The sequence below is a fragment of the Allobosea sp. P2_A10 genome (assembly GCF_056405115.1).
In genome coordinates this window covers 33,392-47,033 of the sequence record NZ_JBFUCS010000001.1, presented here as the reverse complement: position 1 = coordinate 47,033, position 13,642 = coordinate 33,392, and the positions used below count along the sequence as shown (strand labels likewise).

General features: G+C 65.9%; 19 protein-coding genes. 7 read left to right on the top strand and 12 right to left on the bottom strand.

The window, feature by feature from the left end:
• Positions 1–69: 69 nt before the first annotated feature.
• From AC1DZY_RS00275 to AC1DZY_RS00265, 3 genes are all read left to right on the top strand, one after another.
• Positions 70–1,155 carry a TRAP transporter substrate-binding protein gene (locus AC1DZY_RS00275; RefSeq protein WP_476818052.1) on the top strand — a complete coding sequence of 362 codons (1,086 nt, stop codon included), beginning with the start codon at positions 70–72 and terminating at the stop codon, positions 1,153–1,155.
• Between the two features lie 298 nt (positions 1,156–1,453).
• Entirely contained in the window at positions 1,454–2,548 is a 1,095-nt protein-coding gene (locus AC1DZY_RS00270) for a TRAP transporter substrate-binding protein (protein ID WP_476818051.1), read from the top strand.
• A gap of 145 nt (positions 2,549–2,693) precedes the next feature.
• The gene (locus tag AC1DZY_RS00265; RefSeq protein ID WP_476818050.1) at positions 2,694–3,077 is read left to right on the top strand and encodes a hypothetical protein; all 384 of its coding nucleotides are present in this window, start codon (positions 2,694–2,696) and stop codon (positions 3,075–3,077) included.
• Here the strand turns inward: AC1DZY_RS00265 and AC1DZY_RS00260 are convergent.
• The 5 genes from AC1DZY_RS00260 to AC1DZY_RS00240 form a co-directional block, all read right to left on the bottom strand.
• Positions 3,068–3,715, bottom strand: coding sequence for a uracil-DNA glycosylase family protein (locus tag AC1DZY_RS00260; RefSeq protein ID WP_476818049.1), 648 nt, complete (start codon positions 3,713–3,715; stop codon positions 3,068–3,070). The genes AC1DZY_RS00265 and AC1DZY_RS00260 overlap by 10 nt on opposite strands.
• Entirely contained in the window at positions 3,712–4,182 is a 471-nt protein-coding gene (locus AC1DZY_RS00255; RefSeq protein WP_476818048.1) for a hypothetical protein, read from the bottom strand. Before AC1DZY_RS00255 ends, AC1DZY_RS00260 begins: the two co-directional genes overlap by 4 nt.
• A complete protein-coding gene (locus AC1DZY_RS00250) occupies positions 4,182–4,652 on the bottom strand; it encodes a hypothetical protein (RefSeq protein WP_476818047.1) in 471 nt (156 codons plus the stop codon). The genes AC1DZY_RS00255 and AC1DZY_RS00250 overlap by 1 nt, the downstream gene beginning before the upstream one ends.
• Complete coding sequence (locus AC1DZY_RS00245; RefSeq protein ID WP_476818046.1) at positions 4,652–5,263, bottom strand: glutathione S-transferase family protein; 612 nt, start codon at positions 5,261–5,263, stop codon at positions 4,652–4,654. The genes AC1DZY_RS00250 and AC1DZY_RS00245 overlap by 1 nt, the downstream gene beginning before the upstream one ends.
• Positions 5,264–5,369: 106 nt before the next feature.
• Positions 5,370–5,921, bottom strand: coding sequence for a thermonuclease family protein (locus tag AC1DZY_RS00240; RefSeq protein WP_476818045.1), 552 nt, complete (start codon positions 5,919–5,921; stop codon positions 5,370–5,372).
• An 87-nt stretch (positions 5,922–6,008) separates the two neighbouring features.
• On the opposite strand from AC1DZY_RS00240, the gene AC1DZY_RS00235 reads away from it, so the two are divergent.
• Positions 6,009–7,526, top strand: a complete 1,518-nt coding sequence (locus tag AC1DZY_RS00235) for a sensor histidine kinase (RefSeq protein ID WP_476818044.1) — start codon at positions 6,009–6,011, stop codon at positions 7,524–7,526.
• A gap of 74 nt (positions 7,527–7,600) precedes the next feature.
• Here AC1DZY_RS00235 and brnA read toward each other — a convergent pair whose 3' ends face one another.
• From brnA to AC1DZY_RS00220, 3 genes are all read right to left on the bottom strand, one after another.
• Entirely contained in the window at positions 7,601–7,816 is a 216-nt protein-coding gene (brnA, locus tag AC1DZY_RS00230; protein ID WP_476818043.1) for a type II toxin-antitoxin system BrnA family antitoxin, read from the bottom strand.
• Complete coding sequence (locus tag AC1DZY_RS00225; RefSeq protein WP_476818042.1) at positions 7,803–8,066, bottom strand: BrnT family toxin; 264 nt, start codon at positions 8,064–8,066, stop codon at positions 7,803–7,805. The genes brnA and AC1DZY_RS00225 overlap by 14 nt, the downstream gene beginning before the upstream one ends.
• Positions 8,067–8,159: 93 nt before the next feature.
• Positions 8,160–8,696 (bottom strand): TetR/AcrR family transcriptional regulator, encoded by a 537-nt coding sequence (locus AC1DZY_RS00220; RefSeq protein WP_476818041.1) that lies wholly within the window; start codon positions 8,694–8,696, stop codon positions 8,160–8,162.
• A 72-nt stretch (positions 8,697–8,768) separates the two neighbouring features.
• Here AC1DZY_RS00220 and AC1DZY_RS00215 point away from each other — a divergent pair, with 72 nt between their 5' ends.
• A complete protein-coding gene (locus AC1DZY_RS00215) occupies positions 8,769–9,155 on the top strand; it encodes a hypothetical protein (RefSeq protein ID WP_476818040.1) in 387 nt (128 codons plus the stop codon).
• An 8-nt stretch (positions 9,156–9,163) separates the two neighbouring features.
• On the opposite strand, the gene cobT is transcribed toward AC1DZY_RS00215, so the two are convergent.
• A complete protein-coding gene (cobT, locus tag AC1DZY_RS00210) occupies positions 9,164–10,186 on the bottom strand; it encodes a nicotinate-nucleotide--dimethylbenzimidazole phosphoribosyltransferase (RefSeq protein ID WP_476818039.1) in 1,023 nt (340 codons plus the stop codon).
• A 115-nt stretch (positions 10,187–10,301) separates the two neighbouring features.
• Between cobT and AC1DZY_RS00205 the strand changes: the two genes are divergently transcribed.
• Positions 10,302–11,153, top strand: coding sequence for an adenosylcobinamide-GDP ribazoletransferase (locus AC1DZY_RS00205; protein ID WP_476818038.1), 852 nt, complete (start codon positions 10,302–10,304; stop codon positions 11,151–11,153).
• Positions 11,150–11,329, top strand: coding sequence for a DUF1289 domain-containing protein (locus AC1DZY_RS00200; protein WP_476818037.1), 180 nt, complete (start codon positions 11,150–11,152; stop codon positions 11,327–11,329). Before AC1DZY_RS00205 ends, AC1DZY_RS00200 begins: the two co-directional genes overlap by 4 nt.
• Positions 11,330–11,338: 9 nt before the next feature.
• Here the strand turns inward: AC1DZY_RS00200 and AC1DZY_RS00195 are convergent, their stop codons facing one another.
• The 3 genes from AC1DZY_RS00195 to AC1DZY_RS00185 form a co-directional block, all read right to left on the bottom strand.
• Complete coding sequence (locus AC1DZY_RS00195) at positions 11,339–11,824, bottom strand: N-acetyltransferase family protein (protein WP_476818036.1); 486 nt, start codon at positions 11,822–11,824, stop codon at positions 11,339–11,341.
• 20 nt (positions 11,825–11,844) lie between these two features.
• Positions 11,845–12,678 (bottom strand): sulfite exporter TauE/SafE family protein, encoded by an 834-nt coding sequence (locus AC1DZY_RS00190; RefSeq protein WP_476818035.1) that lies wholly within the window; start codon positions 12,676–12,678, stop codon positions 11,845–11,847.
• Between the two features lie 222 nt (positions 12,679–12,900).
• On the bottom strand, positions 12,901–13,611 hold the full coding sequence (locus AC1DZY_RS00185) for a DUF1428 domain-containing protein (protein WP_476818034.1): 711 nt from the start codon (positions 13,609–13,611) through the stop codon (positions 12,901–12,903).
• Between the last annotated feature and the right edge of the window lie 31 nt (positions 13,612–13,642).

Here is a 13,642-nt window from a genome sequence, read left to right as displayed (position 1 = left end):
GTGCGGTTAAGCCGCCACCCGCCTTTCAAAACGCTCGAAAATCCGAGACCCATCCGAGGAGATGTCCCTATGAAGCGTCGTCAATTCATCCAGACCGCCGCCGTTGGCGCAGCCGCCGCCGCGGTCGCCGCTCCGGCCGTCGCCCAGTCCAATCCGGAAGTGAAATGGCGCCTGGCGTCGAGCTTCCCGAAGTCGCTCGACACGATCTATGGCGGTGCCGAGATCATGGCGAAGATGGTCTCCGACCTGACCGACGGCAAGTTCCAGATCCAGGTTTTCGCGGCCGGCGAAATCGTCCCCGCGCTGCAGGCGGCCGACGCCGTGACCAACAACACCGTCGAGATGTGCCACACGGTGTCGTACTACTATGTCGGCAAGGATCCGACCTTCGCGATCTCGGCCTCGGTGCCGTTCGGCCTCAACGCACGCGGGCAGAATGCCTGGCTCTTCCAGGGCGGCGGCAACGAGCTGTTCAACGAATTCTACAAGAAATTCAACATCTACGGCCTGCCCTGCGGCAACACCGGCGCCCAGATGGGCGGCTGGTTCCGCAAGGAAATCAAGACCGTAGCCGACCTGCAGGGCGTGAAGATGCGCATCGGCGGCATCGCCGGGCAGGTGCTGGCGAAGCTCGGCGTCGTGCCGCAGCAGATCGGCGGCGGCGACATCTATCCGGCGCTGGAAAAGGGCACCATCGACGGTGCCGAGTGGGTCGGCCCCTATGACGACGAGAAGCTCGGCTTCGCCAAGGTCGCGCCGTTCTATTACTATCCGGGCTTCTGGGAAGGTGGACCGACGGTTCACGCCTTCGTCAATCTGGAGAAGTGGAACGCGCTGCCCAAGGCCTATCAGGCCGCGCTGACCGCCGCCTGCACCTACGCCAACAACTGGATGGCGGCGAAGTACGACGTGGTGAACCCGCCGGCGCTGAAGCGCCTCGTCGGCGCCGGCACGCAGCTGCGCCCGTTCTCGCAGGAAATCCTCGAAGCCTGCCTGAAGGCGTCGAACGAGCTCTACACCGAGATCTCGGCCAAGAACCCCGACTTCAAGAAGGCGATCGAGTCGATGACCGCCTTCCGCGGCGATCACTATCTCTGGTGGCAGGTCGCGGAACTGACCTTCGACGTCTTCCAGGTGCGCACGCGCTCGCGCTGACCCATCGGGCCGCGGCAGCGGCCCTGGGTATCATGTCTCTGAGAGCCCGGCCTCTGGCCGGGCTCTTTTCGTTTCGGCCGGACCTGAGCGGATGCCGGAGCCGCCCAACAAATCAGCATTATCGGCGCGGATGCGGGGCACCTCGCGCTATGGTGGCAAATTGTCGCAATTCCATGTGATTTTTGCATGGGCGGCATGCTTTTTCTCTTGCACTGACGAAAAGACCTGTTTTGTTTGTGGAATGCGACGACCGGAAAAACGGCGCGCGGCACATATCCTTGAGGGAGGACAAGTCCAGATGAAGCGCCGTCAATTCCTGAAGACCGCCAGCGTCGGAGTCGCAGCCGGCGCGATCGCCAGTCCCGCGATCGCCCAAGCGATGCCCGAGCTCAAATGGCGCATCACCTCGTCATTCCCGAAATCGCTCGATACGCTCTATGGGGCGTCCGAGGTCCTGTCGAAGGTGGTCTCCGAGGCGACCGACGGGAAATTCCAGATCCAGCCCTTCGCCGCCGGCGAGATCGTGCCCGGCCTGCAGGCTTCCGACGCCGTGACCAACGGCACCGTCGAGATGTGCCACACCGCGTCGTATTACTATGTCGGCAAGGATCCGACCTTCGCCTTCGGCACGGCGGTCCCGTTCGGGTTCAACGCGCGCCAGCAGAACGCCTGGTTCATGTATGGCGGCGGCAACGAGCTGATGAACGACTTCTACAAGAAGTTCAACATCTACGCGATCCCGGCCGGCAACACGAACTGCCAGATGGGTGGCTGGTTCCGCAAGGAAATCAAGACTGTAGCCGATCTACAGGGCGTCAAGATGCGCATCGGCGGCTTCGCCGGACAGGTCATGGCCAAGCTCGGCGTCGTGCCGCAGCAGATCGCCGGCGGCGACATCTATCCGGCGCTGGAAAAGGGAACGGTCGACGCGGCCGAATGGGTCGGCCCTTATGACGACGAGAAGCTCGGCTTCAACAAGGTTGCGCCGTTCTACTACTACCCCGGCTGGTGGGAAGGTTCGGCGGGCCTGCATCTCTTCATCAACAACGCCAAATGGGATTCGCTGCCGAAAGCCTACAAGTCGATCCTGACGACAGCCTGCGGCTACACCACCGTCGACATGATGGCGAAATACGATGCCCGCAATCCAGCCGCGCTGAAGCGTCTGGTCGGGGCGGGCGCGCAGCTGCGGCCGTTCTCGCAGGAGATCATGGAAGCCTGCCTGAAGGCGTCCAAGGAGGTCTATGCCGAGACCTCCGCCAAGAACGCCGATTTCAAGAAGGTCTACGACTCGATGGCGGCGTTCCGGAACGACGAATATCTCTGGTTCCAGATCGCCGAATATTCCTACGACAATTTCATGATCCGCGCGCGCGCGGCCAACCAGCTCTGAAAAGGGCGACCGGCCGATTTTTCGGCCAACTCGATGCCTGTCGAACCCCGGTCGCGAGGCCGGGGTTTTTCCTTGGTTTCCCGCCATGGCTTCGCCGGAATTCCGCGGATATGATCAAATCCTGCTTTTTGCGAGAATCCTGCTCGTGCTGATCAAAACCCTCGTCATCCTGCCGCTCGCCTTCGCCGCCTTGCCTGCCGCCGCGCAGGTCATCGGCGAGCCGATTCCCGGGCAAAGCACCGCCAAGGCCAGAGCGAAGCCGTGGAATGCCGGCTCGTCGTCCCGGCCCTGCCCGGAATACGGCCCCGGCTTCGTGCGCCTGCAAAGCGGCACCGCCTGCGTGCGCGTCGGTGGCTCGGTCGCGGTCGAATATGGCGTGGGCTCGCGTGGCCGCACCGGCTCAGCCGCGTCTGGCGCGGTCAGGCTCGAAACCCGCGATGAGACAAGCTTCGGCCCGCTGCGAACTGTGGTTCAGGCACGCGGGCGGATCGATCGCGGTCTCGAGAGCTCGCCCTACGGCTATCGCTGAGCGACCTCACCTGTTGGAACCAGCCGCGCCACCTCATCGCGCAGCACCGGCAGCAGCTCTTCCTCAAACCAGATATTGCGCCTGAGCCAGGCGTTGTTGCGCCAGGACGGGTGTGGCAGCGGCAGCACGCGCGGATAGCGCGGCGCATCCAGAATGGCGCGCCAGTTCGCCACGGTCTGCGACAGCGAGGCAGCCCGCGCCTGCCCGAGATGCCAAGCCTGCGCATAAAGCCCGATCGCCAGCACGAGTTCGACGCGAGGCAGCGCCGAAAAGACGCGCGAGCGCCATGTCGGCGCGCATTCGCGGCGCGGAGGCCTGTCGCCACCCTGCGCGTCGAGGCCGGGGAAACAATGGCCCATCGGCACGATCGCGACCTTGTCCTCATCGTAGAAGGCCGCCTCGTCGAGCCCAAGCCAGCCGCGCAGCCGCACGCCCGACGGATCGGTGAACGGCCTGCCGCTGGCATGGACACGGGTGCCCGGCGCCTGGCCTGCGATGCAGAGACGTGCATTCTCGCCAGCCTGAATGACCGGGCGCGGTTCATGCGGCAGCGCCGGCGGATAGAGCGGCGCATCGCGGCAGATGCGGCAGGCGCGCAGTTTCGCCAGCACCGCATCGAGCGGCTCGCCGGGTGTCATCGCCGCGCCAGATCGGTCTTGCCCGGCGCCCGCGAAATCAGGCCATCGCAGGTCCAGGCCGCAGCGCTCTCGGAGAAGCCGTGCGGATCGCCGGGCTCGACCGTGGCGACACCGTTGATGCGGCCGCTCGGCCGGCTGCGCAGCACATAGAGCCTGCCGCTGAGTTCGACCGTGAAGCAATATGTCCGGCGCGTTTCGGGCGGACCGTAATAATAGCAGACGGCGTCTTCCGTCGTGATCCAGCACGCGTCCTTGTTGGGAACGTCACGGTTATGGCCGCTGGCGCGCCCGTCCGAATGATGGAATTCGCTGAAGGGCAGGTTGTTGCCGGAATAGCGGCCGCTGACCGTGTTGTTCTCGAAGGCGCGCCGGATCGTCTCGCCGCTGAGGCGCTCGGCGGCGTGACCTGCGGTCGCCGCCGAAGCCGCGAGAAACAGAGCCAGACAGGTCGCGGCCGGGACACGCATCAGCGCGACGCCAGCCTGCGCTTCGACATCGGCGGTTCCGGCGCTTTGGAGATCAGGCCGTCGCAATACCAGGGCTTGCCACCATCGCCGTGGTTGCGTGGATTGCCCGGCTCGATGCTCGCCAGCGCGTTGATCTGGCCGTTCGAGGTGTTGCGCAGGACATAGAGTTTGTCGGCGATCTCGACCGTGAAGCAATGCACCGTGCGGTCGGCCGGCGGGCCGTAATAATAGCAGACCTGATCCTCCTTGGTGATCCAGCAGGCGTCGCGATTGGCCTGCCAGCCATTGTGGCCGAGCGCACGGCCGTCGGCATCGTGGAACTCGGTGAAGAAGCCGCCATTGGTGTAGCGGCCGCTCACGGTGTTGCCCTCGAAATCGCGCTTGATCGCCTCGCCGTTCAGGCGCTCGGCGGCAGAGGCCGACGCGGCCGACAGCATCAGCGCCAGCAGGACGAAGGCGACAGACCGCATCAGGCCTTCCAGCTCGGCCGCGCCGAGAGATCGCCGTGCCAGCGCCGGATATGGACGAAATCCTCCGGCAGCGGAATGCGCGACGGCTTCATGAAGTCGATCGCGATACCGGCCGTGATGTCGGCGACGGTCAGGGTCTCGCCGCAGACGTAGCGGTTTCCGGCAAGCTGAAGTTCGAGAATCCAGAGATGGTCATCGATCTGCTCGCGATTGGCCTCGGCCCATTCCGGCACCTGCTCCTCGAGCTCGGCCATGGAGGGATGGCCATGGCGGAACACCGCGGCGACGCTGGCGAAGAGGCCGAGCTCGACGCGGCGGTTCCACATTTCCGTCAGCGCCTGCTCCCTGGCATCGACGCCAAACAGCGGGGGATGCGGATGCAGGCTCTCCAGATAACGGCAGATCGCGATGGTCTCGGCCAGCGCGGTGCCATCGTCGAGTTCGAGCACAGGCAGGCGTTGCAGCGGGTTGATGCGGGTGAACGCCTCCGATTTATGCTCCTTCTTCGCGATGTCGATTGCGACGAGCTCCGGCAGGGCGATGCCTTTCTCGGCAAAGAAGATCCGCACCCGCCGCGGATTGGGCGCCCGCCCACCATCATAGAGCTTCATGAAAAAACCTCTCCCCTGTCGCGGGCCGACCCGACCATGACGAGGCCTTGCCGGTCAACTCTCTGACGCAACTTCATGATCGTTGTTTGGCGGCCGGTCGCCCGCTTCAACGCGGATGCTGTCGCCGCCATGTCTCGGGCCGCTCGAAGGTCAGCGCCCAAAGGCCACGGCCGGCCGCCTTCGCTTCAGCCTCCTCGCTGCGGTAACCGCCATAGGCGACGGCATGGCCCTGCTGGACCAGCACCGCGTTGATGTCGGTCTCGCCCTGCCGGCAGCGCGCGAGGCCACGGCCATAGCGGTCGATCTTGCCGATGTCGCAGGTCACGAGGCCGCGTTCGACCAGAGCCTGCAGCGCCCGGCGCGCATTGCGGCCGCAATCGACGCTCCTGCCGGCCTTGTCTGTGCAGCTTTGCCGATACTCCGGCGCGTCGATGCCTTCGAGACGCAGCTCTTCGCCATTCAGCCGCAGCGAGTCGCCGTCGATCACCTGCACCGCCCCGGTCAATGTCCGCGCCGGGCCGAGGCGATACTGCAGGACGGCGCCAGCAATCGCCAGCAACCCGACGATTCCAAGCGCCACGACGAGGTCGACCGGCCGGCCGACGCGCCGCCAGCCGAAAGGTCCGTTCCCTGATCGTCCGAATCCGAAGAGCGCCATCAGCAAGAGCTTAACGATTTGCCGACCATGATGGCGAGCCGGTCGCGCACTCCGCGTCGCCGGCGTTCAAGGAAACACGTCCCGATCATGGCGGAAGTGACGGCCGAACAGGTGCAGCGCGGGCGCGGACCCGACCCCTACGCCCTGGCGCGCCGCAAGGTCGTCACGCGCGAGGTCAAATCCGTGCGCGAAAGGCTGACCTCGTCGAGCGGTCTGGTGCGCGCGTTCGACTATGAACTGCTGCGGCAGTTCGCCCAGTATCGCATGAACGGTTCGGTCGGGACGCTGGTCCTGGCGATCTGCGTCGCGGCGGCGGCCTGCCTTTGGGTGCCGGTCTACAAGGTCACGCCCTGGCTCAGCGCCGTGATCCTCAGCTCCGGGATCATCGTCATCCTGTGCCGTCGCTTCCTCGCGCAGGCGACGGGCGACGTCCGGATAAGCCTGTGGCGGCGGCTGTTCACCCTGGCGGAAGGGTTTCACGGCTTTTCCTGGTCGCTGCTGCTGCTGCTTTTCGCCTCGGTCGATGCGCCGGGCGCCAAGGTCTTCGTCACCACGACGCTGCTGATCGTCAGCGCGCTGACCGTGATGCTGTCGGCGTCGATCCCGATCGCCGTCTATTCCGGCTTCCTGCCGATCACACTTGGCATCGGGCTGTTCTTCTGGGGCCGTTCCGATATCGACAGCGTCACGATGGCGCTGATGGCGGCGGCGGCCCAGCTCTTCTTCATCTTCCTTGCCAACCGGCTCTATTACAGCTCGCTCTCGACCATCGAGTTCCGCGCCGAGAAGGACGCGCTGATCGCCGAGCTCGAAACCGCGACCGCCAATTCCGACGAGGCCCGGCGCAAGGCGGAGGAGGCCAACCTCGCCAAATCGCGTTTCCTCGCGACGATGAGCCACGAACTGCGGACACCGCTGAACGCGATCCTGGGCTTCTCCGAAGTGATGAAGAACGAGGTCTTCGGCGGCCACGCCAACGCCGCCTACAAGGAATACTCCGCCGACATCCACGGCTCGGGCCAGCATCTGCTCAACCTGATCAACGAAATTCTCGACCTCTCGCGGATCGAGGCCGGCAAATACGAGCTGAACGAGGAGGCGCTCTCGCTCGCCGCCATCGTCGACGACTGCAGCCACATGCTGAACCTGCGCGCCAAGGCCAAGGGCCAGACGATCCGCGATGCAATCGAGCCCGATCTGCCGAAGATCTGGGCCGATGAGCGCGCCGTCCGGCAGGTCGTGCTGAACATCCTCTCCAACGCGATCAAGTTCACGCCGCAGGGCGGCGACATCTCGATCAAGGTCGGCTGGACCGCCAATGGCGGGCAGTACGTTTCTATCACCGACACCGGTCCCGGCATCCCGGAAGACGAGATCCCGATCGTGCTGCAGACCTTCGGGCGCGGCTCGCTGGCGATCAAGACGGCCGAGCAGGGCTCAGGCCTCGGCCTGCCGATCGTCAAGGGCCTGATCGACCTGCATGGCGGCGGCTTCCACCTCAAGTCCAAGCCGCGCGCTGGTACGGAAGTGACGATCACGCTGCCGGCCGAGCGGGTGATGGATACGCTGGCAGCGGTGCCGCAGCCGGCTGAACGGGCGGCGTGAGAACAGACTGCGACACAGTCCGCCGCTTCTTCCTCCGGATTGCCCGATCATCCTGATCCGCCGTGCGGCTGACGCTACCCCAGTCGCTCGGCGATCCAGAGCTTGATCAGCGCCTGGCGGGTAACACCGAGTCGTTCGGCCTGGCGATCGAGCCCTTCGACCACCCAAGCCGGAAAATCGACGTTGACCCGTTTCATCTCGACATTCGGCCGGCGCGCACGGCTCCAGTCGATCTGATCGGCGACGCTGTCGCCACGATCAAACGCCTCGTCGAACTCATGCGCCTTCATAGCGATCAATCTCCTCATCTCGGGCGCGTCTCACCGAAATCAGGCGTATGCGCCGTGATCTCACCGTGAAGATCGCCGACCAATAACGGTGCCCCAACATGCCGACCGTCATGAAACGCGACTCGTCGCTTGTGCGAGCCTCCGCGATCAGAAGGCGGGCGTCGTCCCAGAGGCTCTGCGCCTGTTCGAAATCGATCCCGTGCTTGACGCGATTAAGAGCGCTCTTGTCAGGATCGAACTCAAACTCCATGCGCTGATTTAGTATGGAAACGGTATATTTTCAATCCTTTTTCCGCACCGACCGTGCGACGCTCACGCAGCCCACGGACCCTGTCGAGACTCATCAGCTTTCGAACAGGCCGCTGATATCGTCCATGTCGGCCGCCGGAATTGCAGCATGACGCGGCTCCATCACCATCGCCTGCCCGAGATAGGCCCAGTACATGAACGCGGCCCGGGACGAGGCCCGGCCGGGCGCGACGCCGGCCGCAACCAGCAAATCGGCGATATAGTCGACCCTGCGCGCATCGACCGACGCCACGACTGCAGCGACGGCATCGTCGCTGGCGGCCCAGGCCCTGATCGCGCGGTCGAGATTGCGGGTTCCGCCGAAGGCCCGCCGCATCAAATGCGTCAGGCGCTCCGGCGCGGCTTTTCCGGCTTCCAGTTCCCGGATGACCTGTTCGGTCGTGTGCTCCTGCCAGCTCTGGAGGATCTGATTCTCGAAATCGGCGATGTCGCGGAAATGCCAGTAGAAGCTGCCGCGCGAGACATTCAGCTTCGTCGCCATCGGGCCGACCTTCAGGGCGTTTTGCCCCTCGTCGCCGAGCGTCCGCAGGCCATGCCTGATCCAGTCGGATGCCGTCAGCCGATCCCTCATGGCCGCGACCATACACAACTGTATTGACTCCCGCCAGCGCCGGGAACATAGTCCATACAGAGGTGTATGGACATGAACTGGCAAAATGTTGCACTGTCCTCGGCCGGCGTCATCGGAAGCGCCGTCGCCGTGGTGCACGGCGTCCTGGTCCAGAGGCTGATGGTGACGCCGTTCGAAGCGTTTGCCGATGAGCGGACAAGCGCGCCGATCCGGCGGCTCGTCCCGCTGCTGCTGCATTTCAGCACGGCGGCCTGGTTTCTCGGCGGGCTCGCCCTGATCGCGGCGGCGAACGGGTTCGGGCGGGACGCCAGACTGACGACCGGCCTGATCGTCGGCGGCCTTTACCTCTATGGCGCGCTTGGCAATCTGTGGGGAACGCGCGGTCTGCATCCCGGCTGGATACTGATGTCAGTCGCGCTCGCGCTGATCGCGTTTGGACTACGGCCGGCCAGCGGCTGAGCTGACAGTCACTCGCCCTTACCCGCCACGCCCGCCTGCGCAAACGTCGCCATGCCGGAGTGAATCGCGGCTGCAGCCTTGACGAGGCTGGTCGCGAGCGCAGCGCCTGAGCCCTCGCCGAGCCGCATGTCGAGCGCCAGCAGCGGCTGCTTTCCGAGCCGCGCCAGCACCTGCGCATGCGCGCCCTCGGCCGAGAGGTGGCCGGCCAGGCAATGGTCGATCGCGGAAGGTTCGAGCGCGTGCAGGACGGCCGCCGCCGCGCAGACGACATAGCCGTCGAGGATCACCGGGATGCGCTGGAGGCGCGCCGCGATGATCGCGCCACAGATCGCCGCCATCTCGCGCCCGCCGAAGCGGCGCAGCACTTCGAGCGGATCGGACAGATGCGCGCCATGATGGGCAAGGCCGGCCTCGACGGCGGCGATCTTGCGCTTCAGGCCGTCATCGTCGACGCCGGTGCCGCGACCGCACCACATTGCCGCGCCGCCGCCATAGAGCGCTGCATAGATCGCGGCGGCCGAAGTCGTGTTGCCGATGCCCATCTCGCCGAGGCAGAGCAGGTCCGCTCCACCAGCCAGCGCCTCCATGCCGAAGGCCATGGTGGCGACGCAGGCGCGCTCATCGAGCGCATCTTCCTTGGTGAAGTCGCCGGTCGGCAGATCGAGCGCGAGATCGAAGACCTTGAAGCCGAGATCGAAAGCCGCGCAGATCTGGTTGATCGCCGCGCCGCCGGCGGCGAAATTCTCCAGCATCTGGCGCGTCACCTCCTGGGGATAAGCCGAGACGCCCTGCGCCACCACACCGTGATTGCCGGCAAAAACGCAGACCAGCGGCCGGGCGACGGCGGGTTTCGCCTTTGCCTGCCAGGCGGCGAGCCATTCGGCGATCTCCTCCATGCGGCCGAGACTGCCTGCGGGCTTGGTCAGTTCCTTGTCGCGGGCGCGCACGGCGTTGGCTGCCGCCATGTCGGCGCCCGGCATGCTGGCGATGAGGCCGCGGATATCATCAAAGGGCAGACCGGAGGCAGGCATGGGGCGTCTCTTGCAGCTGGACAGCGGCTTGCCCGACGCTTCGCGATGGCAACCGCCTTGCGCGTGCTGCTATAGGCTCAGGCCGACAAAGACAATCGAGGACGAAAATCGCGGCATGGTCGAGCAGCAGCAGAGCGCACCCGGGAGCCCGCCAGAGCCGCGATGGCCGGGCCTGCTCGTCGCGACCGCGATCTGCGTGCGCTTCTTCTCGCGTCTGCCGGCCCCGCGCATGCCCGGCGAAAGCGATATCCATGGGTTGCCGGATTTCAGGCTCGTGCTGGGCGCGATGCCGCTGGCGGCGCTGGTCATCTCCGCGCCCGCCGCCATCGTCATCGTGCTGGCGGGACTGGCCGGCCTGTCCGGCCCGCTCGCGGCCACTATGGCGGTCGCGGCGCTGGCGCTGACGACCGGCGCATTGCATGAGGACGGCCTCGCCGACACGGCGGACGGGCTGTTTGGTGGGAGCACGCCCGAGCGGCGGCTCGAGATCATGCGCGACAGCCGCATCGGCTCCTACGGCGCGATGGCGCTTGGCCTGTCGCTGCTGCTGCGCGTGACGGCGCTGGCTGGCATCCTGGCGGTTGCCGGGGTCTGGGCCACAGGCGCCGTGCTGCTGGTCGCGGCGATCTGGTCCCGCAACGAGAGCATCCGGATTCTCGCCGCGCTGCCGCCTGCGCGCGCTGAGGGCCGGGCGGCCAGCGTCGGACGCCCGGCCCCGCGCAGCCTCGCGATCGGGCTTGCGGGTTCGATCAGCCTTGCGGCCGCGCTGACGCTTGCGGCCGAGTTGCCGCTCTGGGGGCTGTTTGCCGGGCTGGCGCTCTCGGCCGGCGCCATCGAGATCGTCACGCGGCAGGCGCGCCGACTGATCGGCGGCCAGACCGGCGACATCATCGGCGCGGCGCAGCAACTCTGCGAAATCTGCGTCTATCTCGGTTTTTCGATCGCGCTCGGGCTGGGCCGGCCATGACCGCGTCGAGCCCCTGCATCAAAATCTGCGTCATCGACCCGGTCAGCAACCTCTGCGAAGGCTGCGGACGGACGCTGCGCGAGATCGCGCAATGGGCCGGCATGAGCGAGGCGGAGCGGCTGGCGGTGATGGCGACGCTCGGCGAGAGGCTGAAACAGCTCGACACCGGGCGCTGATCTGCCAGGTCAGCTGGAGCCGAGTTTGTCGAGCGCCTCGCCCGTCAGACGGAAGAACAGCTTCTTCGGCTGCGGCTTGCCGCCCAGCGCCTCGTAGAACGCGCAAAGCCGGTGGTCGTCGGCATCGGCCGTCCAGTCGACCCGGGACAGTCCCCGGGCTTTGGCCTGTCTGGCAAGCGCTGCCATCAGCGCGCGGCCCGCGCCCGAGTCGCGCGCGGCGGCGGCGACATAGATTTCCTTCATGAAGATACCGGGCTTCAGGCCGGGGCCTGGATAGATCGCGGCAAAGGCGACGAAGCCGATCAGCGCGCCGTCTCGTTCCGCAACCAGCAGTTCGGCATTGGCGGGCCTTGCCGCGAGCCCGGCCACGATCTCCGCGAAGGGCGGACAGGGCACGGCGTAATGCGCCTGCATCTCCTGCATCAGGGCCGCGAGCGCGTCATGGTCCGATGGCAGAAGAGCCCGGATTTCGAGCTGTTCCGCACTCGCCACCATGGTCGACGCGCCCCTGTCCTTCAGAAGATCAGCGACCAGATGAAACGGCCGGCCACCACCAGCAGAAAAAGCCCGAACGCCACTTCGAGCCGGCGCTTGGAAAGCTTGTGCGCCAACCGCGCTCCGATCGGGGCCGTCCAGATCGACGTCGGGATGAAGAGCAGGAAGCCGATGAAGGAGACATAGCCGAGCGAGAGCGGCGGCAGGATGTCCATCTTCGGCCAGCCGGCATAGATGAAGCCGAGCGCGCCGGGGATCGAGATCAGCACGCCCAGCCCAGAAGAGGTCGCGACTGCCTGATGGATCGGCCGGCCATAGAAGGTCATGAACAGGCTGGAGAGCTGGCCGCCGCCGATGCCCATCAGCGCCGAGAGCACCCCGATGATGCCGCCATAGACCGTCATCAGGCCCTTGCCGGGCATCTCGGTCCCGAGTTGCCATTTGTCGGATGCGAAGAGCAGGCGCAGCGCGCTCGCCACCGCGACGACGACGAAGACGATCTTGAACAGGTCGGGCGGGGCGAAGCGCGCAATGAAGCTGCCGCCGACGACGCCGAGCACGACCGGAACGGCCCAGACCTTGAGGATATCGAGATCGACCAGTCCCTTGGCGCGATGGGCGTTGAAGGAGCGGATCGAGGTCGGGATGATGATGGCGAGCGAGGTGCCGACGCAGAGCGGCGCGCGGACTTCATCGGCTACGCCGATGACGCGAAACACTTCGTACAGGATCGGCACGATGACCGCGCCGCCGCCGACGCCGAACAGCCCCGCCATCACGCCGGTCAAAGCACCGGCCGCAATCAGCGAAACCGCGAGGAAGGCGAGATCGCCCAAAGGTATTCCAGCAAACATGGCGAAACGTCCGGGTGACGGGCAGGCCCGCACGCTGTGAGCGATTTCGATGCCGGCGGCAAGCCGCACGCGGCAGGGCTGGCATGCCGGGAGCAGGCCTCGCGGACGCAATGGCCCGCCAACCGCCACCGCCAGGCCGACGCTGGCGCGAACGGCGTCATTCCAAGCCCGCGAGGCGAAGGTCCGGGATGACGCCGTGTCGCCCGATCAGGCAAGCAAGGACTACGCGTCGAGAATCGGCCTGAAGCCGCCATGGATCAGGCGCTTGCCGTCGAACGGCATCTCGCGCCGCATCCGCGGGTCGGACATGACCTTCCGCCAGCCCGCGTCGCGCGCTTGCTTCGAGGGCCACTCGACCCAGGAATAGACGACCTTCTCGTCGCCCGACGCCTGAACCGCGCGCTTGAAGTCGGTGACCTTGCCATCGGGGACATCCTCGGCCCATGCGTCGACGACGCGCGATGCGCCGCACTCGCGCAGAACCGCGCCGTGAAGGGTGACGAAATCCCGGTAGGCGTCCTTGTTGCCGGTCGGCACGGCCGCCACCATGCCGTCGATATAACCCGCCTCCCCGCCCGAACCCTCGTCCACCAACGCGGCGAAACCGCCATAGATCATGCGCTTGCCGTCGAAGTGCGTGGCCGAGCCCATATCCTTCATGCGCGGATCGCTCATCATCCTGGTGTTGGCGGCCTCCGCGGTGGCCTTGTCGGGAAATTCGAGCCAGGAGAACACGACGACCTCGTCTGGCGTCGCCTTCACCGCGCCCTTGAAGTCGGTGAGCTTGCCGTCCGGGATATCGTCGCCCCAGGTCTCGACGATGCGGGTTGCGCCGAACTCCCTGAAGATCGGAGCCGCGTCAGCGGCGTGCTTGCGATAGGCTTCCTTGTTCGCTGCCGGCACGGCGACGACGAATCCTTGCACATAGGTCATGGCTTCACTCTCATGCGTTTGAGGCCGGACA